General features: G+C 65.7%; 18 protein-coding genes. 7 read left to right on the forward strand and 11 right to left on the reverse strand.

Going from position 1 to position 24,928, the window contains the following annotated elements; all coding sequences use genetic code 11:
* Positions 1–58 precede the first annotated feature (58 nt).
* From NED98_RS09395 to NED98_RS09425, 7 genes are all read right to left on the reverse strand, one after another.
* Positions 59–1,636 carry an MFS transporter gene (locus tag NED98_RS09395; RefSeq protein ID WP_265312783.1) on the reverse strand — a complete coding sequence of 526 codons (1,578 nt, stop codon included), beginning with the start codon at positions 1,634–1,636 and terminating at the stop codon, positions 59–61.
* Positions 1,637–1,813: 177 nt separating this feature from the next.
* Positions 1,814–2,794 (reverse strand): sugar phosphate isomerase/epimerase family protein, encoded by a 981-nt coding sequence (locus NED98_RS09400; protein ID WP_265312784.1) that lies wholly within the window; start codon positions 2,792–2,794, stop codon positions 1,814–1,816.
* A gap of 7 nt (positions 2,795–2,801) precedes the next feature.
* Positions 2,802–3,785, reverse strand: coding sequence for a D-ribose ABC transporter substrate-binding protein (locus tag NED98_RS09405; protein WP_265312785.1), 984 nt, complete (start codon positions 3,783–3,785; stop codon positions 2,802–2,804).
* A complete protein-coding gene (locus NED98_RS09410; RefSeq protein ID WP_265312786.1) occupies positions 3,782–4,645 on the reverse strand; it encodes a DeoR/GlpR family DNA-binding transcription regulator in 864 nt (287 codons plus the stop codon). Before NED98_RS09410 ends, NED98_RS09405 begins: the two co-directional genes overlap by 4 nt.
* A gap of 8 nt (positions 4,646–4,653) precedes the next feature.
* A complete protein-coding gene (locus tag NED98_RS09415) occupies positions 4,654–5,652 on the reverse strand; it encodes an ABC transporter permease (protein WP_265312787.1) in 999 nt (332 codons plus the stop codon).
* 68 nt (positions 5,653–5,720) lie between these two features.
* Entirely contained in the window at positions 5,721–7,271 is a 1,551-nt protein-coding gene (locus NED98_RS09420; protein WP_265312788.1) for a sugar ABC transporter ATP-binding protein, read from the reverse strand.
* A gap of 6 nt (positions 7,272–7,277) precedes the next feature.
* A complete protein-coding gene (locus NED98_RS09425) occupies positions 7,278–7,946 on the reverse strand; it encodes a DUF2291 family protein (RefSeq protein ID WP_265312789.1) in 669 nt (222 codons plus the stop codon).
* A gap of 224 nt (positions 7,947–8,170) precedes the next feature.
* Here NED98_RS09425 and NED98_RS09430 point away from each other — a divergent pair, with 224 nt between their 5' ends.
* Genes NED98_RS09430 through ribB form a run of 4 tightly spaced genes read left to right on the forward strand, consistent with a single transcriptional unit; the run spans position 8,171 to position 12,541 of the window.
* The gene (locus tag NED98_RS09430; protein ID WP_265312790.1) at positions 8,171–9,028 is read left to right on the forward strand and encodes a transketolase; all 858 of its coding nucleotides are present in this window, start codon (positions 8,171–8,173) and stop codon (positions 9,026–9,028) included.
* A complete protein-coding gene (locus NED98_RS09435; RefSeq protein WP_265312791.1) occupies positions 9,025–9,984 on the forward strand; it encodes a transketolase family protein in 960 nt (319 codons plus the stop codon). The genes NED98_RS09430 and NED98_RS09435 overlap by 4 nt, the downstream gene beginning before the upstream one ends.
* A complete protein-coding gene (locus tag NED98_RS09440) occupies positions 9,984–11,456 on the forward strand; it encodes an FGGY family carbohydrate kinase (protein ID WP_265312792.1) in 1,473 nt (490 codons plus the stop codon). The genes NED98_RS09435 and NED98_RS09440 overlap by 1 nt, the downstream gene beginning before the upstream one ends.
* Before the next feature lie 11 nt (positions 11,457–11,467).
* Positions 11,468–12,541: a 3,4-dihydroxy-2-butanone-4-phosphate synthase gene (gene ribB / locus NED98_RS09445; RefSeq protein ID WP_265312793.1), complete on the forward strand. Its 1,074-nt coding sequence runs from the start codon at positions 11,468–11,470 to the stop codon at positions 12,539–12,541.
* A 111-nt stretch (positions 12,542–12,652) separates the two neighbouring features.
* On the opposite strand, the gene NED98_RS09450 is transcribed toward ribB, so the two are convergent.
* Together NED98_RS09450 and NED98_RS09455 are read right to left on the reverse strand one after the other, a co-directional pair.
* Positions 12,653–14,092 (reverse strand): DUF1593 domain-containing protein, encoded by a 1,440-nt coding sequence (locus tag NED98_RS09450; protein ID WP_265312794.1) that lies wholly within the window; start codon positions 14,090–14,092, stop codon positions 12,653–12,655.
* Between the two features lie 74 nt (positions 14,093–14,166).
* A complete protein-coding gene (locus NED98_RS09455; RefSeq protein ID WP_265312795.1) occupies positions 14,167–16,800 on the reverse strand; it encodes a TonB-dependent receptor plug domain-containing protein in 2,634 nt (877 codons plus the stop codon).
* Between the two features lie 208 nt (positions 16,801–17,008).
* Here NED98_RS09455 and NED98_RS09460 point away from each other — a divergent pair, with 208 nt between their 5' ends.
* Positions 17,009–18,604, forward strand: a complete 1,596-nt coding sequence (locus tag NED98_RS09460) for a carboxylesterase/lipase family protein (RefSeq protein ID WP_265312796.1) — start codon at positions 17,009–17,011, stop codon at positions 18,602–18,604.
* 42 nt (positions 18,605–18,646) lie between these two features.
* Here the strand turns inward: NED98_RS09460 and NED98_RS09465 are convergent, their stop codons facing one another.
* Positions 18,647–20,242 (reverse strand): DUF1593 domain-containing protein, encoded by a 1,596-nt coding sequence (locus NED98_RS09465; RefSeq protein ID WP_265312797.1) that lies wholly within the window; start codon positions 20,240–20,242, stop codon positions 18,647–18,649.
* Positions 20,243–20,611: 369 nt separating this feature from the next.
* Here NED98_RS09465 and NED98_RS09470 point away from each other — a divergent pair, with 369 nt between their 5' ends.
* Positions 20,612–21,496 (forward strand): bestrophin family protein, encoded by an 885-nt coding sequence (locus NED98_RS09470; protein ID WP_265312798.1) that lies wholly within the window; start codon positions 20,612–20,614, stop codon positions 21,494–21,496.
* 1 nt (position 21,497) lies between these two features.
* Here the strand turns inward: NED98_RS09470 and NED98_RS09475 are convergent, their stop codons facing one another.
* Positions 21,498–22,103, reverse strand: coding sequence for an outer membrane protein (locus tag NED98_RS09475; RefSeq protein ID WP_265312799.1), 606 nt, complete (start codon positions 22,101–22,103; stop codon positions 21,498–21,500).
* 491 nt (positions 22,104–22,594) lie between these two features.
* On the opposite strand from NED98_RS09475, the gene NED98_RS09480 reads away from it, so the two are divergent.
* Positions 22,595–24,904, forward strand: coding sequence for a TonB-dependent receptor (locus tag NED98_RS09480; protein ID WP_265312800.1), 2,310 nt, complete (start codon positions 22,595–22,597; stop codon positions 24,902–24,904).
* The last annotated feature ends 24 nt before the right edge of the window (positions 24,905–24,928 follow it).

Consider the following 24,928-nt stretch of genomic DNA (forward strand, 5'->3'; position numbering starts at 1 on the left):
TTCGGCGGTCCCGGCGCGTTCGATATCGCCGGGACCACCAAAGCGGATGCCGCCAGGCTCAGCCGGCGGGAGACTCGCGGTTGGATAGGCCGCCGCGCGATCCGTAGCCACGCCCGCTGATTTCGGCGCCGGCGTCGCGATCGAACCGGGCGTTGACGAACACCGACAACAGCGAGATCGCGGTGACGGTCCAGAAGGCGGCGGAGAAATCCGTGAAGCCCGGCGTGACCTCCCCGCGTATCGCCATCGACACGTGGAGCGCGGTCGCCCCGGTGCAGATGCCGAGCGATAGCATGAGCTGCTGGAAGGTCGAATAGAAGCTCGTCGCGACGCTCATCCGATCCTTCGCGATCTCGTCATAGGCGATCGTGTTATAGGCGGTGAACTGGAACGACATCAGAAACCCCGATACGAGCATCACCGCAAATACCGCGGCCAGCGGCCAGCCGGGGCGGAACAGTCCGCACAGGGCATAGCTCCCCGCCCCAAGCAATCCGAGCCAGATCAGGCTCGAGCGAAACCCGAAACGCCGCAGCAAGCGCGGCGCGACGCCCTTCATCCCGAGCGATCCGATCGCGGTCGCCAGCGTCATCGCGCCGCTCTGCGCGGCGGACAACCCGAAGCCAAGCTGCATCATCAGCGGCAGCAGAAACGGTTGCGCGCCTTGGGTGATGCGCGTCAGCGACCCGCCCAGCAGCGACAAACGAAAGGTCGGGATGCGCATCAGCGAGAAATCGAGGATCGGATGCTCGGTCCGTGCCGCGTGGCGCAGATAGAGCGCGCCGCTCGCCGCCCCCAGGACGATCAAGATCGCGGCCAGCACGCCGGCCCCCGAGCGGCTCGACATTTCGAACCCGAACAACAAGCAGCCCAGCGCGACCGCCGACAGCACGAAACCGATCCGGTCGAAACGATGCACCGAAGGCTCGCGGATGTCGGCGATGAACCGCCCGACGAGGAAGATCCCGACGATGCCGATCGGAAGGTTGAGCCAGAAAATCCATCGCCAGTCGAAATAGGTGACGATCAGGCCGCCGACCGGCGGGCCGATGATCGGGCCAATCAGCGCGGGGATGATCAGCCACGACATCGCCGATACCATATCGCGCTTGGCGACCGATCGCAGCAACACCAGCCGCCCGACCGGCAGCATCATCGCGCCGCCGATCCCCTGGACGAAACGCGCGATCACCAGGATCGTCAGGTTCGGCGCCAGCCCGCACACCAACGAGCCCGCGAGGAACAGCCCGATCGCTGCCCGGAACACCTGTTTGGCGCCGAAACGATCCGCCGCGGCCCCCGATGCCGGAATGAACATCGCCAGCGCGAGCAGATAGGCGGTCAGCGCGATGCTGAGTTCCGGTGCGCGCACGCCGAAGTCGCGCGCCATCGTCGGCAGCGCGGTCGCCAGCACCGTGGCGTCGAGGTTTTCCATGAACATCGCGCAGGCGATGATCAGCGCAACGGTGCGGTAATTGGCGCTGGCGGGCGTACCGCCCTCCAGATCGCTGGTACGCGCGAGCGCATCGGCTGCGGGGACGATCCCGTCGCGCACCTCGGCATTGACCGAGGCGATCCCGCGGCGGCGGGGCCGAAGAAAACGCAGCGCGTCGAAGCGGAGGGGAGAAAGATGCATGAGCTATCGCCCCACCTCAATAGGCGGTCTGCCGGCGGTGTCGAATGCGTTTTTCGCGCTATGTCGATGCAAGAAGGACATGTCGGGCGGTCAACGCGCGTCGACGGCAAAGGCTACATGTGCTGGCGGAATCGCCGTTATTGCAGAGCATCAGCGAGTTCGCCTGCCGGCGGCGGATCAATCGCCGAACAACGCCTTGCGCGCGAGGTTGAGCGCCTCGACCGCATCCTGTCGCGCCTGCGCGGCGCGCAGCGCCTCGACATCGAGCCGGTCGAGCGCTGCTTCGATCCGTTTCAGAAAACCGATCGCGCTGTTCGCCGCGGCGACGCAGTCCTCGCGGAACGGGAATTGATCGAGCTGCCACACGCCCTCCCAGCCGTTCTTGCGCAAGGTCCAGAAGAATTCGAACAATTCGATCGGATGGACCGAACCGGCGATCATGTCATCGTCCCATCCGCGCATATTGTCGTTGACGTCCATGCCGAACAGCCGGCCATGATCGATCGCAAGTTGCGCGGCGTCGGCGGGGGATTCGCCGCCGTAGAGAGCGTGACCGAAGTCGAGCAGGATGCCGACGTTTGGCACCCCCATCCGCTCGATCCCGAGCAAGGTGCGCGCGACCGAATCGTAGCTCATATGCACGCGCGGCTCGCGCGGCTTATATTCGATGACGAATTTGAGATCGGGGTTCTGCGCCGCCAGTTCGGCCACGCCCTCGATCGAATGCGTCCACAGCGCCTTGTGATCGACCTGAAACGGATAGTCCCAGCCGTCCTGCCCCGGCCACAGCTTGACATAATCCGCGCCGAAGTGACGAACCACCTGCGCCGCCTCGTTGCACAAGTCGTTGGCGAGGCGGCGGATGCCCGGATCGGGGTTGGTGAACGCCCCCTTGGCGAACTGCCGGGTATAGATCTCCGGCGTGATCCCGATCACCGACAGCTTGTTGCGCGCCAGCGCGGCGTCGATTTCCGCAAGCGACACCGTGCCGCCGGGAAAAGGGAAATTGATGTCGACCACCGAGAGATCGTCGACCTGCCCGGCCAGATCAATCATCTCCAGCAAGCTACGCGGCGGGCCGTAGCCGTCGGTCGCATAGCGGTCGACATAGGTTGCGAAGTGCCAGATGCCGGCACCGAAGCGTTGCTTAGTCGTCATAATATCCTCAATTGGCGGCGATTGAGACCGGCTTTTCGGCCAGCGCGAAATCCTTGAGCTGCGGCGCATTGGCCCGCTCGATCAGGAAACAATCCATCAGCAGCTTTTCGGGCTGGCGCGTCGTCCCCGTCTTCAGGAAGCGATCGGCGAGCTCCACCGCATAGCGCGCCTGGCGCCGCGCCGGCTGGAGCACCGTGGCGCGCATCTTCCCGGCCAGGATCGCGTCGCGCGCGTCGTTCGACCCGTCGAAGCCGATCACCGTGACGTCGCCGCGCCCCGCGCTCTCCAGCGCGGCGATCGCGCCGAGCGCCATCGTGTCGTTGCCGGCGATCACGCCCTTGATCTCGGGATGTGCCTGCAGCACCGATTGCGTGACCGCGAACGCCTGCGCCTGATCCCAGTTGGCGCTCTGGCGCGAGGCCATCTTCAGTCCCGGATATTGATCGAGCACGTCGTGGAAACCGCGTGAGCGGATCCGCGCATTGGTGTCGGATTCACGGCCGACCAGTTCGAGATACGTGCCGCGCTCGCCCAGCGCCTCGGCGAAGGCCTGCGCGCCGAGCGTCGCGCCCTGATAATTGTTCGACACGATCTGTACCGCCGCAGCGCCCCGCGCCGAAATCTCCCGGTCAATCAGGAACACCGGCACCCCGGCATTCTTCGCGCGCGTCACCGCCGCGACGCTCGAATCCGCGCCCGCATTGTCGAGGATGATCGCCGCGGCGTTGCGCGCAATCGCGGTGTCGATCAGCTCGCTCTGCTTGTACGCATCGTCTCCGTGCGAGAATTTGAGCGTCTGATAGCCTAGCTCGCGTGCGCGCTCCTCGGCGCCGAGCGCTTCCTGCCCGAAGAAGGGGTTGTCCAACGACGGGGTAACGATCACGATCAGCTTCGGCCCGCGTGACGCCGGCACGGCAAATATCCACACCGCCGCCAGTGCCGCGACCAGCGCTCCCGCAATGAGAAAGGTTCGGGAGCGCCATGCTGTCATGCAACAATTACCTCGATACCTGCGTCGGTGAAGGCGCGATGATCCTCATCGCGGATGCCGTTGTCGGTGATCAGCGCGTGGATATTCTCGATCCCGCCGAGCGAGGAGAAGGACGTCTTCCCGATCTTGCTCGAATCAGCGACGAGATAGACGCGCGACGCGGTTTCGATCATCGCACGCTTGACGGGAATATCGGCAAGCGCCGGAAAGGTGAGCCCCGCCTCGAACGAGACGGCGGCGGTCGCCAGGAACAGCTTCTGCGCGAACAATCCCTTGAAATAGTCCGCCGAACGCTCCCCCGAAACCGACAATGTCGGGGCCTTGAACTGGCCGCCGGGCATATGGACCGTACAGGTCGGCATCGCGCCCAACACCAACGCGATGTTGAGCGCATTGGTGATCACGGTCAGATGCTCGCGATCGCCGAGGTTCATCGCGACCTCGGTGGTGGTCGAGCCCGAATCGAGGATTATCGTCTCGCCATCCTCGACCAGCGCAGCCGCGGCGCGCCCGATCCGGCGCTTGGCGTCCATGTTGACGAGATGATGCAGCGCCATCGCGCGCACCTGTTGCGGCACCGATTTGAGATAGGCGCCGCCATGCTCCCGCACGATATGGCCTTCGGATTCGAGACGCTCCAGATCCTGGCGGATCGTCACCTCCGATACCGAAAAGGCTTCGGCCAGATCGCGCACGCGCGCGCTGCCGACTTCCTGGAACCAGTCGAGCATTTTCATGCGGCGCGGCTCGCCGAGCAGCGAGCTGTTCGAATGCATCGCACCGCGCCGACCGGGCTGCGCCTTCGCCCCGGCCTGCGGCGTCTGTGTCTTCTCGGTCTGGATCTTGCGCTGCCGTGCCATTCCTGCCCTCAGTCCTTCGTGCCGACAAATCGGCCTTGAAGCTGGTCGAGTACCACGGCTGCAACGATTACCGTACCTTTGATCACCATTTGCCAGAATTCGCTGACGCCCATCATCACCATGCCGTCGCCGAGCGTGCCGATCACGCATGCGCCGATGATCGTGCCGCCGATCGTGCCGCGCCCCCCGGCGAGCGACGCGCCGCCCAGCACCACCGCCGCGATCGCGCTCAATTCGAAGGTCTCGCCGCTCGCCGGATGCGCCGAGACAAGGTCCGATGCGACGATCAGGCCGACCAGCGCGGCACAAATGCCCGAAATCACATAGACCGCGATCTTGACCCGCGCGACGCGCACCCCCGACAGCAATGCCGCGCGCGCATTGCCGCCGACCGCATAGACATGCCGCCCGAACGGCGTACGCGCCGCAACGAGCGCTGCGGCGAGCGCGAGCGCGACAACGATCAGCACCGGCAGCGGTACGCCGAGTACGCGGCTCGCGCCGAGCAAGGGGAAACCCTGATTGCCGTAATCCGCGCTGCCGACGAGATTGGGGAAGGTCGTGCCGTTCGACAGCAACAGCCCCGCACCACGGGCGACATAGAGCATGCCGAGCGTGGCAATAAACGGTGCGACGCCGAAGCGCGTCACCAGCACGCCATTAGCCAGCCCGATCAACCCGCCGAGCGCCAGCGCGATCAGCAGCACCAGCGGCACCGAGGGATAGATCACCCAACCGAGAGGCGCCACCGTCAGCCCGTTGAGGATCAGCGCACCCGCCACCATCCCCGACAAGCCGGCGATCGAACCGACCGACAGATCGATCCCACCCGTCAGGATCACATAGGTCATCCCGATGCCCAGCACCGCGATGATCGCGATATGCTTGGCCATGATCAACATGCTGCCGAGCGACAGGAAATTGGGCGCAAGCACCGCAAAGAATCCGAAAACGACGAATAGCGCGACCAAAGCCCGCAGACGGATCAGCAACGCGAGAAGCGCCACGCCGCCATCCTTCGCATCGGCCCGGCCATCGACAGCGGCGGAGGAAATATTGGTTGCCATGATCGCCTTCAAATCGCCCCGTGCGCGGCGATCGCCGGCGGGCGGAGAGGAATGCCGTTCGCGGCCCGGACGAGGCCGGTCTGGTCGGCCACATCGGCCGGCAGGTCCGCCGTCACGCGCCCGGCCGCCATCACGACGACGCGATCGGCGATGGTCAGCGCCTCGAACAGGTCGGAGGTGGTGAACAGGATCGCGAGCCCCTCCGCGGAGAGCGTGCGCATCGTCGCGAACACCTCCGCGCGCGCGCCCACATCGATCCCCCGGCTCGGCTCGTCGAGCAGGATCGCGACGGGATCGCGCATCAGGCAGCGGCCGATCACCACTTTCTGCTGGTTGCCACCCGACAGCGCCCCGATCAGCGTCGCCCCCGACCGCGCCTTGATTCCCAGCCGCCCGATCATCGCGGCGACCGCACGGTTTTCGGACAGGCGCGAGATCAACCCGCGCGGCGCCAGCTGATCGAGGAACGACATGGCGAGGTTGCCCCCGACCTGGAGATTGGGGAACAGCCCCTCGCGCTGGCGATCCTCCGGCACCAGCAGCAGCCGGCGCTCGATCCGCGCGGCGATCGACAGCCGCTCGATCCGTTCGCCATTGAGCCGGATCGTCCCCTCCCCGCGCCGCGCGCCGCAGATATGTTCGAGCAATTCGGTGCGCCCGGCGCCGAGCAGGCCGTAGATCGCCACGATTTCCCCCGCGCGCAGCGTCAGCGACACGTCGTCGACCAAGGCCATGCCGTCGGGGCGTCGCACCGTGGCGTGCTCGATCTCCAGCACCGGTGCGCCTGGCGTATTCGCGGCCGAGCGGACGTCGAGCCCGCCGGTCTCGCCCAGCATCTGCTCGACGATCCACGGCACCGACGCCTCGGCCACCGGCACTGAGGCGACCAATGCGCCGTCGCGCATCACGGTGATGAAATCGCCGATCCGCATCAGCTCCTCGAGCCGGTGCGAGATATAGACGATGCCGACGCCGTCGCGTTTCAGCTCGGCGATCACCTCGAACAGCGTCGCCACCTCGCTGTCGCTCAACGCAGAGGTTGGCTCGTCGAGGATCAGGATGCGTGCGTCCTCCGCGAGCGCGCGCGCGATCTCGACGATCTGCTGTTGGCCGATCCGCAGGTCGCCGACCAACGCATCCGGGTCGATCGCCGCGCCGAGGCGCGCGAGCACGGCGGCGGCGCGGTCGTGCTCGCGCTTCTTGTCGATCCCGAGGCCGGCGGAGACGCTCCGTCCGAGGAAAATATTCTCGGTCACCGACAGGTTCGGGCAGAGATTGAGTTCCTGAAAGACGATGCCGATCCCGCGCCGGGCGGCATCGCGCACCGACAGGAAGGATACGGCCTCGCCATCGAGCAGCAGCCGGCCCTCGTCCGGGCGCTCGACGCCGGCGAGAATCCGCATCAGCGTCGATTTGCCCGCGCCATTCTCGCCGATCAGTACGTTCACCGCGCCCGCCACGACATCGAAGTCGACCCCGCGCAACGCCCGCGTCGCGCCATAGGATTTGGCGACGCCCTCGGCGCGAAGCGGGACTTTGATAGACGAGAGGAGCGACATGATCGGTCAGCTCACCCCGCCGGCGCTGATCGCGACCGGGGTCACCGTCAGCGGCTCGCCCGGCGCGCGAACATTGGCGACGCCGGTGAAGCGGATCGACGCGCCCGGCCGCAATCGAGCCAGCACCGGGCGCAGATTGTCGAGCGAACGCTTCGTCAGCGCGCGGCCGACATCGGCGAAAGCGAGCTGATCGGCGAAATCGTTGAACGAAACGAACGGCAGTGCGTCGCGAATCGCGGTGCCCGAGACGATCGGGCCGATCTGAAGCCGGACGACGCGGCCCGCCGCCCCGCCGGACAAGGCAACGTCCGCACTCCCGCGCCGCGAGGTCGTATCGATAGCGGTCACCACGCCCGTGCCGCTGATCACGAAGGTCCAGGCCGATCCTTCGCCGACGCGCCGGCCATAATCGTCTCCGGCGCGATCAAGCCCCGTATCGATCGCGCGCACCAGCTTGTCCGCCGGCACGGCGCGGCGCTCGATCGTCGGCACCGCCTTCTTCGCCCAGATTTCATCGACATAATGCGCCGCATCGAAATTCGCCGCGCGGCGCGCGCGCAAGGCGGCGTCCTCCTGAATCGTCATCACCTTGCACCCGCTCAACAGCGGCGCGCCAAGCAGCGCGGCAAGCGAGATCGCGCAACCCGACCGGCATGAGCGTGCAATGCGATTCAAAGCCCCTCCCGAAGCGCACAATGGCGCATTAGCTTCGGTAACTTTCATTTTCCGATACACGGATTGGCTTCAGAAATCCGCGATGTCAAACGATCTTAGCGCGGGCCCGGCGCTTTTCGTCTATTGCGGTAAGGGCAATACGAAGCGCGAAACGAAGATAATCGAAAGTTTTGCTTGTAGCTGCGCAGCGATCCGGTTAACGGTCGCCGCATCAGGAGGGCGAATTGCTACAGAATCCAATCGCCGGGCCGAATGACGCCGAAGTGCGCGTCGGCGTGGTCCGTGCCCGCGCAAACTGGATGCGGCGACGCAGCCTTCAAATGGTGTTCGACGCCCGGCAGGGGCACCCCGGTGGGGACATGTCCGCCACCGACGTGCTCGCCGCGCTCTATTTCGGGGTGATGCGTTACGATCCTGCGCGCCCGGACGATCCTACGCGCGACCGGTTCGTCATGAGCAAGGGCCATTGCACCGGGGCGCTCTATACGGCGCTGGCCGGCGCGGGCTTCTTTCCGGAGCAGGAACTGTCAACCTATCTCCAGCCCAATTCGCGGCTCAACGGGCATCCCAATCGCACCTATCTGCCGGGGGTCGAGACCAACACCGGGCCGCTCGGCCACGGCCTTCCCGTCGCCGTGGGGATCGCGGTGGCAGGGCAGATCGACGGCGCCGACTATCGCACCTTCGTGCTCACCGGCGACGGTGAGCTGCAGGAGGGAAGCATGTGGGAAGCGGCGATGTTCGCCGGCCACCGCAAGCTCGGCAACCTCACCGCGATCGTCGATCGCAACCGCCTGCAACAGGGCGCGCGCACCGAGGATACCAATGCGCTCGAGCCGCTGGCGGACAAGTGGCGCGCCTTCGGCTGGGAGGTCGTGGAGGTGGACGGCCACGATCATGCCGCGCTGCTCGATACTTTAGGCGCGCCGCCGCGCGATCGGCCGCGCTGCGTGATCGCCAACACGCTGAAGGGTTACGGAATCTCGTTCATGCAGGATCAGGTGAACTGGCACCACGGCGTGCCCGATGCGGCGCAATTCGCGCAGGCGCTCGCCGAACTGGCGTCGAAGGAAGAGGCATGAGCGCCGCCGCACCCGCCGCCACCGGCATGTTCGATTGCCGCGACGCTTATGTGCGCGCGGTGGAGGCGCTCGCGGCGGACGATCCGCGGATCGTCGCGGTGGTCAACGACAGCGTCGGATCGAGCAAACTCGGCAAATTCCGCAACCTGTTCCCCGATCGGCTGATCAATGTCGGCATCGCCGAGCAGAATCTGGTCGGGGTCGGCGCGGGGCTCGCCAATGGCGGCAAGATCCCCTTCGTCAGCGGCGCCGCCTGCTTCCTTACCGCGCGGGCGCTGGAGCAGATCAAGGCCGATCTCGTCTACAGCAACGCCAATGTGAAGCTGTGCGGCATCTCCAGCGGGGTGGCCTATGGCGAATTGGGCGCGACGCATCATTCGATCGAGGATCTCGCCTGGCTGCGCGCGATGCGCGATCTTGTCGTGATCGTGCCGTCCGATCCGGCCGAGACGGCCGCCGCGATCCGCGCTGCCGCCGCGCACCAGGGGCCGGTGTTCATCCGCATCAGCCGCATGCCCGTGCCGGGGATCGAGCATCCCGCGCCGTTCGCGATCGGCAGGGCGGAAACGTTGCGCGACGGCAGCGACCTCACGATCATCGCCACCGGCACGTTGGTGCATCGCGCGCTCGATGCCGCGGCGACGCTAGCCGACGAAGGCGTCACGGCGCGCGTCGTCAACATGGCGACGATCGCGCCGCTCGACGAGGACGCGGTGCTCGCCGCGGCGCGCGAGACGGGCGCGATCGTCACCGCGGAGGAGCATGTCGTGCGCGGCGGGCTCGGCGGGGCGGTTGCGGAAATCGTCGCGACGCGGCATCCGGTGCCGATGCGCATCCTCGGTTTCGACGGGTTCCAGCCGACCGGCTCGGCCGAATGGCTGATGGAACGCGCCCATCTCACCGCGCCGGGAATCGCCGACGCCGCACGGGAACTCGCCGCCCGAAAGCGGGGCTGATGCCTCAGCCGGCGATCCTGGCGATCGATCAAGGGACGACCAACACCAAGGCGCTGCTGGTCTCCCCCGACGGCGCGATCCGCGCGCGCGCCAGCCGCCCGATGACGCTGACGCATCCGCAGCCGGGGTGGAGCGAGCAATCGGCCGATGCCATATGGGCGAGCGTCGCCGCCGCCGTCGACGAGCTTGTCACCGGCGCGCCCGACACGACGATCGCCGCGGTCGCGATCAGCAACCAGCGCGAGACGATCGTGCTGTGGGATGCGGCGACCGGCCGGCCGCTCGCCCCCGCGATCAGTTGGCAATGCCGTCGCTCGTCGGATCGATGCGCCGTATTGCGCGCCGCCGGGCACGAGGCGATGGTGCTGGAACGCACCGGCCTTGGGCTCGACCCGCTGTTCCCGGCGGCGAAACTCGCCTGGCTGCTCGATGCGATCCCCGGCGCGCGCGATCGCGCCGCCGCCGGCGAATTGCGCGCCGGGACGGTGGATAGCTGGCTGCTGTGGAACCTGACCGGCGGGACGGTCCATGCGACCGATCACGGCAATGCCGCGCGCACCCAGTTGCTCAACCTGCGTACGCTCGAATGGGATGCGACGCTGCTTGCGCTGTTCGGCGTGCCAAGGACGTTGCTGCCCGACCTGCGCGCCTCCGACAGCCTGTTCGGCACCGTCGCGGCCGGGCGCACCGCGCTGCCCGCCGGCATCCCGATCCACGCCGTGATGGGCGATTCGCACGCCGCGCTGTTCGGCCACGGCATCCGCGAGCCTGGCGCCGCAAAGGTAACTATCGGCACCGGATCGTCGATCATGGCGCTCACCGGCGGGCCGGTGCAATCGGCCAACGGCCTTTCGAGCACGATCGCGTGGAGCCGCGGGGATCGCGCGCATTATGCGCTCGAGGGCAATATCGCGGTTTCGGGGCATACCGCGGCCTTCGTCGCGCGGCTGCTGGGGATGGCGGACGAAGCCGCGCTGTCCGCACTTGCCGAGACGGTCGATGACAGCGGCGGGGTGGTCGTCGTCCCGGCGCTTGCTGGACTCGGCGCGCCGCATTGGCAGGATCGCGCGCGCGGGCTGATCGCGGGGATGACGCTGGGCACCACCCCGGCGCATATCGCGCGCGCCGCATTCGAGGCGATCGCGCTGCAGATCGTCGACCTGTGCCGCGCGATGGAGGCCGATCTGGGCATCACGATGCCCGCGATCTCGGTCGACGGCGGAGCGACGCGCAACGCCTTCCTGCTGCAATTGCTTGCCGATCTGCTCGATCGCGCGGTCGAACGCCGCGCGGACCCCGAGCTCAGCGCGCTGGGCGCGGCGCGGATGGCGGCCGAGGCGCTCGGTCTGCCCGCACGGCCCGCGGCTGCCGACAACCTCGAACTCTTCGTTCCCGCGATGCGCGACGACCGCCGGCAGGCCATTCACCGCCAATGGACCGCGAGCATCCTGCAAGCGACACCACCTCTCTAAAGGCTTCTCCGATGATCGTTACCGCTCCCCGCTCGCCCGTCATCTCCCCGGTCGAAGACATTCTCGACGATGCCCGCAATGGCCGGATGGTCATTCTGGTCGACGACGAGGATCGCGAGAATGAGGGCGATCTGATCATTCCTGCGCAATTATGCACGCCGCAGGCCATTGCCTTCATGGCGGTGCACGGTCGCGGGCTGATCTGCCTGACGCTCACCGAAGCGCGCGTCCGCGCGCTCGGGCTAGCGCCGATGGTGCGCCACAACGGCACGCGCCACGGCACCGCCTTCACCGCGTCGATCGAGGCGCGACACGGCATCGACACCGGCATTTCCGCCGCCGATCGCGCGCGGACCGTGGCGGTGGCGATCGACGCGGCCAATGGCGCCGACGCGATCGTCACGCCGGGGCATATGTTCCCGCTGATCGCGCGTGACGGCGGGGTGCTGGTGCGCGCCGGCCATACCGAGGCGGCGGTGGACATCGCCCGGCTCGCCGGCCTCAACCCGTCCGGCGTGATCTGCGAGGTGATGAACGACGACGGGACGATGGCGCGGCTCGACGATCTCGTCGCCTTCGGCGCGAAGCACGGCATCAGGATCGGGACGATCCGCGACCTGATTGCCTATCGCCGCCGCCACGACAATCTCGTCGAGCGGATCGACGAAGAGCCGTTCGACTCGCGCTGGGGCGGCGCCTGGAAGGCGATCACCTATCGCAACCGCCTCGACGGCACCGCGATCCTGGCGCTGGTGAAGGGCCGCCTCGTCTCGCCGGCGCCGACGCTGGTGCGGATGCACCGCTCTGATCCGTTGACCGACATTCTCGGCGGCACGGGCGATTATGCCGACGCCGTCGAGCGCGCGATGCGCGCGATCGACGAGGCAGAGGCGGGCGTGCTGGTCCTGCTCGACAACGGAAGCCGGCCGCGCGAGGCCGATGGCGAGTTGCGCGAATATGGCATCGGCGCGCAGGTGCTCGCCGACCTCGGCATTCACGACATTGTCCTGCTGACGCGCGGCCACCGCGATCTGATCGGCCTCGAAGGCTATGGCCTGAAAATCGTCGAGGAACGCCGGTTCTGACCGTCTAGGCGCCGCGCACGAAATGTGATCCACCCCGGCGAAGGCGGGGCCCCAGTCTGGGCTCCCGCCTTCGCGGGGACACAAGGGCAATCCAATTAAATGGACGATGCTCTACGGAAGGACGCTGATGATCGCCCGACGATAACTGGTCAGCGCCGGTTCGCCCGAATCGGTGACCTCGAGGATCACATGATAGGCAAGCGGGGTGCTGGGAACCGGGACATTGGCCGCGGCGATCTTGAACGCGGGCACCGAAAATTGCGCTTCCGGGGTGTCCGCACCCGCGATCACCAGCTTCGGCGTGGGGATCCCGGGCGCGCCGCTGGGCTCGGCATATTGCCACCAGCGATAGGTAAGTCGATCCCCGTCGCGGTCGCGGGTTCCCGCCGCCGACAGGCGAACCGTCGCCCCCGACTTCACCGATATCATGACGGGCGCAAGCCCGCGCTCGCCGTTCAGCACCACCTCCGGATTATGGTTGGCGCGCTTCACTTCGGGCGACAGCGTCCAGGCGATGCGCGCGACGAAATCGTTCTGGAATGCCGGTCGCCAGCGGAAGATCGTCGCCTGGCTGCTCATCCAGCTTTTGCCGCTCGGATCGGCGTAGAGATCCTGCGCATCCGCGCGATGCCCAGCGCCCTCATAGACCGGCAGGTAACGCCCGCCCCAGCCACCCCATTCCGGATGCTCCGGATCGTTCAGCCCGTTGCGGATCAGCCCGAGGAAGGAGGGCGTATCCCCCTCCATGATAAAAGCGTGCGGCGGATAGAGCCGGCCCAGCGCGCCACGGCGGATATGCGTTTCCAGCCAGGCGTTGGTCACCGTCTCGGCGGCGGGCCATTTCTGTTCGAGAAACAGATCACCGGAAATGCCGGTCCACGCCGCCAAGCCATATTGGCCCCAGCCGTGGACGCTCGCGATCCAGAACAGGTCGGGAAAATTCCGCCGAATCCACGGGCCGCAATCGTCCTGATCGGAAATCGAATAAGCGCGGATCTTGGCGACGAAGGCATCCACCTGCGCCGGCGTGCGCGTGCGGCGCACGGTCCATAGCGCCTGCGCCAGATCCGCCGCGCCGCCCCACATCGGGATATAGATGGGGCGTGGATCGGGCCGGTCGACCACCTCGATGATGCGGCGCGATCCATCGGTGTCCTTGCCGTCGCCGACGGCGCGCATGCCATAGTCGGCCACCCCGGCGCGCACCACCGCCTTCAACGCGGCCGGCGCCGGATAGCCGTCCGCATGACGCCGCAGATTGGCGAGCACCTGCGCATAGCCGTCGATCCGCTCGTTCAGCAATTGCGGCTGGACGCGGGTGCGCTGCCAGGTCGAGGTGACGGCCACCAGCCCCTCGATGTCGAATTCGTTGGCATAGAGCAGAAGGCGGACGAACGATTCCGAATCGTCGGGCTCGTTGCCGATATCGGTCAACACCAGCACGCGCGGCTTGGGATCGGGCGCCGCGGCGGCGGCAGCGCCGCCGATCGCCAGCGCCACGCCCGCGAGCAGGTGGCAGATCTTGCGAACCGACCCCGAAATCTGGCTCATGTTCATCTCTCGCGCGATGGGAACAAAAAAGTCCCGTGGGCACCGGAAATGGTGCCCACGGGAAGGGAGGAGCACTAGAATTTGGTGCGGATACCGAATTGGAACAGCCGGCCAAGCGTCGAGCCATTGGCATAGCCATTGGTCGCGTTGCGCCACGGCGGGTTCTGATCGAACAGATTGTCGACATTGAGCGTCAGCGAGGTCGCCTTGAGCACGCCGAGTTTCTCCAGGTCGAGCGCGAAATAGAGATCGACCGTATCGAAATTCCCGACGTGATTTTGCGTTGCGTCGAACTGGATCGGGTAGCCGCCGCTATGGCTAAGCTGCACCCGCCCGGTGACCGGCCCCGCCTCCGCGCCGAGCGCGGCGATGAAGCTGAAGCGGCTGACGCCATTGTCCAACTGCTCGATATAGATGCCGTTGTTGGACGGGCTGGACCGGCGATGCAGCGTATAGGTGCCGCCGAAGCTGGCGTTAATCGATCCGAAGCCGGTCGCCTGATTCAGCCGGACGTTGAAATCGATGCCATCCTGCAACAACCGGCCGCGGTTGTAGCGCCGCAGATCGAGCACCGCATAAGGCGTGCCGAAATTGCCGTAGAGGAACCCCAGCGACGGGAAGTTGTCCGGCCGCAAACCGCCCGAAAAAGCGTTCACCTGCGCGATCGTCGGATTGCGGATGAAGAACGGCGCGTTCTGCGGATCGCCGTACCAGGCGGTCGATCCGCCGACCAGACCGCCGGCATTGACGCTGATGATATTGGTGAAATCGATGTTGTAATAGGTCGCACTCACCGTCAGCGCGGGGAAGAAGGACGGGTTGATGTCCGCCCCCAACGACCAGGTATGCGCGGTTTCCGGCTTCAGCGTCGAACTGCCGCCGGAAATCCAGATCAGCGGCGCGCCCGCGGTATAGCCGACGCCGGTGGTAAAGGAGATGCGCGAATCGACCGCACCCACCGTATCCGCCAGGCTGGGCGCGTGGAACGACGTGCCCCAGTTGCCGCGAATGGTGACCCCATCGATCGGCTTGTAATTGAAGCCGATCTTGGGGTTGGTCGTCCCGCCGACATCGTCGTAATGATCATAGCGGACCGAACCGGTCAGATCGAGCGCGCGGACCCCGACGAACCCATTCGCTTCTCCGAAGATCGGCACGAAGACCTCGCCGAAGACCGAGGCGACGTTGCGCGAACCGGTTGCCGAATTGCGGAACGGCGCCGCGGCGGAGCCGAACGCGATATTCGCCGCGATCTTCTCGAAATGATATTCGCCGCCCACCGCCAGTTTCACGTCGCCCCCAGGCAAGGTCAGCAGCCTCCCGTCCGCGACGAGCCGCGCCTCGGCGAGATCCTGCTTCGCCTGGGAGAAATTGCGTGCGTCGCGGATCGCGGTCAGCACCGCGGCATTGGTCTGCGCCACGTTATAGGGATTGAGCGCGGTCGCGGTAGTGGTGCCGGCCAGCGCGCTCGCGATATTGCCGGCGTTGGCCTGATATTCGATCGTCTCGTTATAGCTGTGGCCGTAATTGGCGAGGCCGCGCACATGCCACCCGCCGCCGAGATCGGCGTCGAACGTCGGCGTGATGCCCCATGAATCGAACCGCGCCGGGCTGGCGATGCCATTGCCGAAAACCGGCGCGAAATCGAACGTCACGCGCTGGCTGGTCTCGCTGCCGATCGGCCGGAAATAGGGGTTGGCGCTGGTAATCGTTCCGCTGCCGGCGAGCGTCGCCTGCATGATGCTGGTTTCGCGCCGCGAATAATAAGCGGTGATATTGGTCGAGATGCTGCTGCTGAGCTGCTGATCGAGCGTCGCGAACACGGTGTGCCGGTTCTCGCGCGGATAGATATCGGCATATCTGTTGGTGCTACAGCGATTGGGCGCGCCCGCGGTGTTGCCGGGAAGCGGATAAAAGGTCGATCCGATCTGGATATTGCCCGGTGTGCAGTTGAAGCTGCGATTGTCCGCGCCGCCGTGCGCCCGGAAATCCTGGGTGACATAATCGCGCTCGTAACCCTGCACATTATTGTGCCAGGCATAAGCATAGGACACCATCAGCGAGCCGGAGCCCCAATCCTTGCCCGCGGTGATGTTGGTATCGAACGTATTATATCCGGCGGCGAAGCCGTAACGCGCGTTCGCCTCGATCCCGTTCATGCGCTTGCGGGTGATGAAATTGATCACGCCGCCGATCGCATCGGAGCCGTAGATCGACGAGCCCCCGTCGGGAATCACCTCGACGCGCTGGATCATGCCCGGGGGGATGATCTGCGGATCGACATAGGTCTGCAGGATGCCTTGCCCGACGACGCGATGGCCGTTGATCAGGGTGAGCGTCGTCGTCCCGCCGGATGCGCCGAGGTTGCGCAAATTGGTCTGCACGATCGGCTGGCCGAACCCTGCCGTCCCGGTCGGGATCGTGTTGAAATTGCTTACCTGCGGAATCGTCGCGAGCAGATCGTTAGACGATTGCGCGCCCGTTGCGGTCACATCCTCGCGCGATACACCGATCACGTTGGTGCCGACCGGCGCGATCCCGCGCAGCAGCGTGCCGGTGACGACGATTTCGGGGGCGTCGCTTTGGCTGCCCTGTGGCTTGGCGGCGGGCAGTTCATCCTGCGCGGGCGCGGTCTGCGCCGAGGCGGCACCGGCCCAGCCGAGAATGAGCGCCAGCGCGCTTGCCGTGCCGAGCGCGGTACGCCGCATTGCGATTTCTTTCACTGATTTATCCCCTCTCCTGATTGATCCGCCCGCACGATTTGCGGCACGAATCTGTCGCCCGAGCACGACGATCGGCTTCGCCTCATAGCGGCACGAACTACGGATAGCAATTGACTACTTTCGATTATCTTCATATCAAAAATAGAACGACGGGAAACGACAGGCAGGAATCCGCGTGCAGGAGGGGTATTCGATGATGAACGAAACTCGCATCACGCGGCGCGTGCTGCTGGGATCGATCGCGGCAGTCGGCGCGCTCACCGCCACCCGCAGCGATGCCGGCGATGTCGGCGCGGCGACGCCGGTGGTGAACACCGTCAACGGCCCGGTGCGCGGGCGTTTCGAATGGGGCGGAGTACAGGCGTTCAAGGGCCTGCGCTATGCCGCCCCACCCGTCGGCCCGCTCCGTTTCCGGCCGCCGCAGCCGCTCGCGCCGTGGACCGAGGTCGCCGATGCCGCCGCGTTCGGCAATGCCGCGATCCAAAGCCCCGGCCAGGGGGACATGCCGTTCGACGAGAAGCACAGCGAGGATTGCCTATTCCTCAACGTCTGGACGCCGGACCTGAAAGGCAAGCGGCCGGTGATGGTGTGGCTGCACGGCGGCGCCTTCTCGACCGGGGCGGCGGGCCGGCCGACCTATTGGGGCGATCATTTCGCGCGCGACGGTATCGTGCTGGTTTCGGTCAACCACCGCCTCAACGTGTTCGGTTATACGCAGCTCCCCGCAAGCTGGGGGCCGGATTACGCCGCCTCTGGCATCGCGGGGATGCTCGATATCGTCGAGGCGCTGAAATGGGTGAAAGCCAATATCGCGCTGTTCGGGGGCGATCCCGATAACGTCACCATCTTCGGCGAAAGCGGCGGGGGCGCCAAGGTCTCGCTGTTGCTCGGCATGCCCCCCGCCCGCGGTCTCTATCACAAGGCGATCATCCAGAGCGGCGCTGCGCTCAACGCCACTCCGCGCGATTATGCCCAGGCGCTGGGCGGCGCCCTGACCGAGACCCTGGGAGTGAAGCCGGGCGACGTCGCGGCGCTCGCGGCGATCGATGCGCAGAAGATCTTCGACAGCCAGCAGACCGCGATCGGCAAGGTCGCCAGCCTCGATCGCGGCGGCTTTCTGTCCGGCGGGTTCACCCCGAGCATCGACGGCAACGCGCTGTCGCGCGGCCCCTTCACTCCGGAAGCGGCGGCGACGGCGGCGAACATCCCGCTGATCATCGGCACCAACAAGGACGAAGGCACGATGTTCGCGATGGGGGACAAGGGGCTGGCGAGCGCGACCGAGAGCGATCTCGAGGCGGCGGCGCGCAAGGCCTATCCCAAGACGGCCGCGCAACTCGTCCCGGCGCTGCGCGCCGCCTATCCCGGCTATTCGCCCGGCGACCTGATCACTGCGATGAACGGCAACCGGATGTTCTGGGTCGATTCGATCACGCTCGTCGAGCGCAAGCTCAAGCAGCCGGCGCCGGTGTGGATGTATCGCATGGACCGCGAGCTGCCGACGCTCGGCGGCCGGCTGAAGGCCGGGCATGCCACCGAACTGTCCTATGTGTTCGGCACATACGAGAATATCCGCGATTTCGTCGGCCCCGGCGATCCCCCCGCGCGGATGTCCGCGCAGATGCATTCGGCGTGGGTCGCGTTCGCGCGGACAGGCGACCCGCAATCGCCGGCGATCCCCGCCTGGCCGCGCTACGACCTTGCGCGGCGCCAGACGATGATCTTCGATCTGCAAAGCCGCGTAGAAAGCGATCCCCACGCCGACCTGCGCAAACTGATGCGGGCATAGACTGCCCGAGCGTGGCGGCCCGTCGCGGCCGCCGCGCCCAGCTCACCGCACGACGGTGACCACCACCTTTTCGTAACGGGTCAACGCGGGGGCGCCATTGTCGGTCGCTTCCGCGATCAACTGGATCTGATCGCCCGGCGCGGCATCGGCCGGCACCGCGAAACCGCCGCGCTCGCCGGCATCGGGGGCCAGCGCAATATCGCCCTTGTAGCTCCCCGCCTCTTTCCAGATCCACCATTTGACCGAGACCGCATCGCCGTCAGGGTCGGACGTCCGCACCGACAAGGCGATCCGCTGCCCCGCACGCGCCCGCAGCTGGTGCGGGCCAGCGAGCGTGATCACCGGATTGTGGTTGGCGCCCGCATAGACCGGCGTCACCGCCCATTTGAACCGCGCCGCCCAGTCGCGCTGCGCGGCGGCGAGGAACGGATGCGTCGCCGCGCGCACGATCGGCCGCCGCAAACCGTCGGGGCTGTTGGCGGCAGCCTCCACCATCGCCAGCCCGAAACCGCCGTCGGGCGGCCCGCTGCGCGCATAACCGCCCCAGCCACCGAAACTGTCGCCGCGATAGCCGCGCAGGCCGTTGTCGATCAGGTTCAGGAACGTATGCGTATCGCCCTCACCGAGGAACGCACCTTTCGCGTGCGGCGGCGTCCAGACGATATAGCCCTGTTTGCGCAGGTCCTCGACCGGGGTATCGGCGATCCCGAAATAATCGAAGATATCGCCCTTCACCATCTGCTTGCCGTCCCCCCAGACGCGCTCGCGCGCGCCGAGCGGGCCGCGCTCGACGACATTCTCGCTCATCCAGGCGGGGGTGAAATAGGCCGCGTCCGCCTCGCTGACCATTGCCTGCGCATTATAGCCCAAGGGCACCCCGCCGGCCTGCTGGCGATAACGGATCTCGGGCCAGTGCGGTTTGATATAATGAGCGTAGCTGTCGTCCTGATCGCCGGAAGGGTGGATCACCGCCTTGCGGATCACCTGGGCGCGGATCGCCGGCCATTGCGGCGTGCCCTGATATTGCTCCTCGATCGACTTGAGCGCGCGCGCGATCGTGCTTTGCCCGCCCCAGGCGTGCAGATAGATCGGCGCCTCCTCCCGATCGAGCAACAGCGACTTGATCAGGTCCGACCCCGGCGTATCCTTGGCCATCTCGCCGTCGAACGCGACATTGCCCCAGCGAATCTTCGACTTGAGCAGTGTCGGCGACGGATAGTCGCGATCGTGGACCCGCAAATTGGGATAGGCGGCCGTATAAGCGGCGACCGCATCGTCGATGAACCGCTCGTGCGGATCCCAACGCCACGAGGTGCACGGGCATATGTGAAGCCCGAAACGGGTATATTCGCGCCCCGGCACCGACAATCTCGTGTCTTTTCCGTCGCCCTTCCAGTGGAACTGGCTGCTGGCGTAGATCAGCCCCTCGGTGCGATAATCGGTGCTGTAGAGCAGATAGCGGATCAGCGAATTATTGTCGTCCAGTTCGGGGTCGGCGGTGATCACCACGCGCGGTTTCGCGCCGGCGGGGGTCTCGAGATAGCGCGGCGGCGCTTTGCTCGTCTGCGCGAGACCAGCCGGCGCGACGCAGACCGCCAGCGCGACGACAATCGCCTTCAGACCCTCTCGCCGTCCCACGCAGCACCTCTTTTCATGTTTTTGCTTCTCGTCGCACGGTGGAACCGCAACGGCCTTGCGGCGCGGTCGTCCGCATCGACTTTCGATTTTTTTCGAATCCGACGGTTTATTTGTCAAGGAGGGTTAAGCGCCGCCGCCGACGGGATAAAATCGGCACCCGACCGGCTCCGGAATTTGCGGGCTTTCTCGATCGCCGTCGCGCTGTCATGAATTAGCGAGCCTTGCTAGCGGGGAACGATATGAGCGCGGACGCACCACCCGACTTTTGTCGCGATACAATAGCCTGGCGCCGCACGATCGGGGCGCTTGATTGACCGCGCCGCGCCCTGGCGCTGAGTCGCGCGAAGCGACGCGCGGTTTCCCCGCGCCATGATCGTCGCCGCGGTTCCCCGGCTCAGCCGGCTCGTCGAGGAGGTGTGGCGCCCGCTCGCGCTGCTGTTCGTGTGGGATGTCGCCGTCACGGTCGGCTATTTCGTGCTGCCGTTTCACGCCCCCTCGCTGCCGTTGACGCTGTTCGGTTCGGCGCTGGCGCTGTTCCTGGGGTTCCGCAGCAACTCTGCCTATCAGCGCTGGTGGGAAGGCCGCGTCTTATGGGGGGCGATGATCAACGCCTCCCGCAACCTCTCGCGGCAACTCCGCAATTTCCTCAATATCGCCGAGGCGCACGATCTGCGGCGACGGATCGTCCTGCGCCAGCTCGCTTATGTGAACGCGTTGCGCTGCCAGCTACGCCGCCAGCCGGTCGATGACGAGGTGCTGCACTTCCTGTCGAAGGGCGAGGCCGAACCGGCGCTGATCCGCGCGAATATCGCCAATGGATTGCTCGACGGCACCGGCCGCCGGATCGACGACGCGCGGCGCCACGGCTGGATCGACACGATCCTGCAATCGCGGCTGGAAGCGACCCTGGTCGATATCGCCAATGCGCAAGGCGGGATGGAGCGGCTGAAAAATACCCCGCTCCCGACGCAATATCGCTTCGTGCCGACCTTCTTCACCCACCTGCTATGCCTGCTGCTGCCGGTCGGGCTGGTCGAAACGCTCGGTATCGCGACCCCGCTCGGCTCGACCGTCGCGGGATTGATGTTCCTCGCGGTGCTTCGGATCGGCGACGATCTGGTCGATCCTTTCTCCAACACGGTCCACGACGTGCCGCTGTCCGCGATGTGCCGCACGATCGAGATCGATCTCCTTCAGTCGCTCGGGGAGGAAGCGCCGCCGGCGCTCCTCCCCGTCCGCGGGATATTGTGGTGACCTAGAAGCGATAAGCGACGCCGGCGAGCACCTGATGGCGATCGAATTGGCCGCCGTCCTTGCTGAAATCGGTATAGCGATATTCCACGCGGCCCGAGACGTGCGGGATGATGATCCGCTCGACCCCGGCGCCGACCAGCCACCCGTCGCGGTTCTGCGCGGCCGATGCGCTCCCCGCGGCTTGCGCGATGGTCGTGCGGAAGCGCTCGTTGGCATAGCCGCCGCGGACATAGACGAGCGTCTTGGGCGTCACGAGGTACCCGGCGCGCGCGGTGATATCGAACGAATATTTCGGATCGATCGTCACGTCGCTCGCGGCAGTGGAGCTGCGCAGATTGTCCTTGGTGTTGAAGTTGAACGACCCTTCGGCGCCGACCACGATCTTGTCCGAATATTGGTGATCATAGCCCGCGAAGACGCCCAATGTCGCCGAGTCGCGCGTCGCATCAAGCGGCGCGACGCCGAGATCGGTTCGCGGATTGCGGGCGATCTCCTCGGACCAGCCGCCCTGAACCCCGACATAAGGCCCGTTGAAATTCTGCGCCATCGCCGGCGCGGCGGCCAGTACGCCGGCCAGAAGAGCGGTGCCTGCAAGGATCGTACGCATGTTCGTTTCTCCATTCATTGCTGAACGGGCGATGGGCGCGTCCACCGCCCGCCGAAGACGGCGGGCGACGGGCTCCATTTGGCTGTTCAAGAAGAAGGGCCGCGATCAGCAGGATACCCCTGCGCTTTGGTCCCTCGCCTGAGGTCGATCCTTGATCGGGGGATCGCTGCCTGTTCCCAAGGTCTGTTCTGTCAGCGCAGATCGTGATCCCCCGCCCAGCCCTCAAGAGCGGTTTCGGAAACGGAATGTTTCAACCGCCCAACCCGCGCTTGGCATCGTTTTTGCGTTCGTTTCCCGCGGCTTGCGACGAAAGGCGTTACCGGCCCGATCAGCCCGCGGCGATGGCGACGCCCACCGGACAACGCAGCCGGAAAAAATTGACAACGCTATCTTGACTACGTTGTCAAATCGGTTACGCCAAAGCCCGGGAGTAAGAAAGACACGCCCCTAGCGTGCACAAAAACAATAATATTACATTATTGGAGGGGATCATGAACAGAATTGCATGGGCGACCTGCGCATCGGCACTCGCGCTCGCGGCGGTTCCCGCCGCCGCACAGGATCTGCCGCAGCCGCCGAAGGACAGCGCCAATTCCACCGCGAACGGCGGCGACATCATCGTCACCGCGACTCGCTCGGCGACGCTCCTCTCAAAGACCCCGATCGCGATGACCGCGGTCGCCGGCGACCAGCTCGTCCAGGAGGGCGTCGCCAATCCGACCCAGCTCGCGGAGAAAGTTCCCAACGTCTCGATCGTCCGGAACAACGGCCTGCAGATCACGATCCGCGGCGTGACCAGCACCGACGGCACCGAGAAAGGCGATCCCTCGGCCGCATTCCTTGTCAACGGGGTCTATGTCGCACGACCGCAGGCGCAGGAGGTCAGCTTCTTCGACCTCGAGCGGGTCGAGGTGCTGCGCGGGCCGCAGGGCACGCTTTACGGCCGCAATACCACCGCCGGCCTGATCAACCTGATCAGCGCGCGTCCGAAATTCGATCTCGGTGCACAGGTCGACGCAAGCTACGAAAGCTACAACCACTATAATGTGACCGCCATCGTCAACGCGCCGGTGGTGACCGACGTGCTCGCGGTCCGGCTTGCCGGCAATTTCGATCGCTACGATTCTTATGTGAAGAACACGTCCGGCGACGGCTTCTCGCTCGATCCCTATAAGGACAATAAATCGGCGCGATTGTCGGTGCTGTTCAAGCCGACCAGCGACATCAGCCTGTTGCTGGTCGGCGATTACAGCAAGCTGAAGGGCACGCGCATCGGATCGGTGCCCACCACCAATTTCTTCACCGGCGCCGCGCCGTTGATCGACGTCAATGCGACGCGGCCGGCGCAGGCGATCTACAACACCCGCGGCGCAAGCAGCGACCAGCTACGCAGCAGCAACACCCCGCAATTGTGGTCCCCTTATGTCGATAACACCGACAAGGGGATCATGGGCGAACTCAACATCGGCATGGGGCCGTTCACGCTCACTTATTTGGGCTCGTATCGCGAAAGCGAACGCCACGAACATGCAACGGGGCTCGGCGGGCTGAACCGCAGCACCTTCGACGGCAATTACTGGCAGACCTCGCACGAGGTGCGGCTCGCATATGATCACGGCCCGCTCAAGGTCCAGGCCGGCGGTTACTATTTCAAGGAAGAATCAGGCATCTATTTCTTCCTGCTCAACCCGCAGGATCTCGGGCTGCCGCCCTTCGCCACGCGCTTCGGATTTCCGCAGGATCCGACGATCGCGAGCAACAAATCGGCGTTCGGCCAGGCGAGCTATGAGTTGCTGCCCAAGCTGCGGCTCACCGCCGGGGTGCGCTATTCGAGCGACGACAAATCGCGGGTCGGCGCGACGGTGTTCGACACTGATCCGGCGCTGGGCATCCCCGGCAACCGCGTGACGCTGCAGATCAACAATGCCTCGCGCAGCTTTTCCAAGACGACGTGGCGCGGCGGGATCGATTACGATTCCCCGATCGGGCTGTTCTACGCGAGCGTCGCGACCGGCTATAAGGCGGGCGGCTTCAACGACGGCTGCCTCGCCGGCCCCGGCGCGCTGCCGCAATGCGTCTATAGCGTGAAAGAACTCTATTATGAGCCCGAAACGCTGACCGCCTATGAAGCGGGCGTGAAGCTCCACACCGCGGACAATTCGCTCCGCGTCAACGCCTCGGTCTTCCATTACGATTACAAGGGGCTGCAATTGTCGCAGGTCGGCAATTTCGGCGGCTGCGGGCTGTGCCAGCTGACCACCAATGCCGCGAAGGCGAAGATCGACGGGGTCGAGCTCGAAGCCTATCTCCGGCCGACGAGTGCGCTGCAGGTGGAAATGGGGTTCAACTGGCTCGATGCGCGCTACGCGCAATTCAATCCGGGCCGCGTCGGCCCCAACGGCCCGGTTTCGCTCGACTTCGACGGGCATGCGCTCAACCGCAGCCCGCGCGTCTCAGGGCGTGTCGGCGCAACCTATACGATCGATCTGGGCAGCGCCGGCTCGCTGGTCGCCAATGCGATGCTCAATTACAGCAGCAAATATTATCTCACCGATCTCGCCAGCCTGATCGACTATATCCAGCCGGCCTTTACCAAGACCGATCTTTCGATCACCTACAAGGCGGCGAACGATAAATTCTACATCGGAGCCTATGTCCTCAATCTCGAGAATAATGTCGTGCTGACGACGGCGACCTTCGGCAGTTTCAACAAGCCCAACACGCCCATTTTCGGCCGGGACGGTACGGTCAACTTCCAGGATCCGCGTCGCTTCGGCGTCCGTGCCGGCATCAAATTCTGATGCCGGCGCGCCGATCCGATCAAC

The organism is Sphingomonas lycopersici, from assembly GCF_026130605.1.
GTDB classification, from domain to species: Bacteria; Pseudomonadota; Alphaproteobacteria; order Sphingomonadales; family Sphingomonadaceae; genus Sphingomonas; species Sphingomonas lycopersici.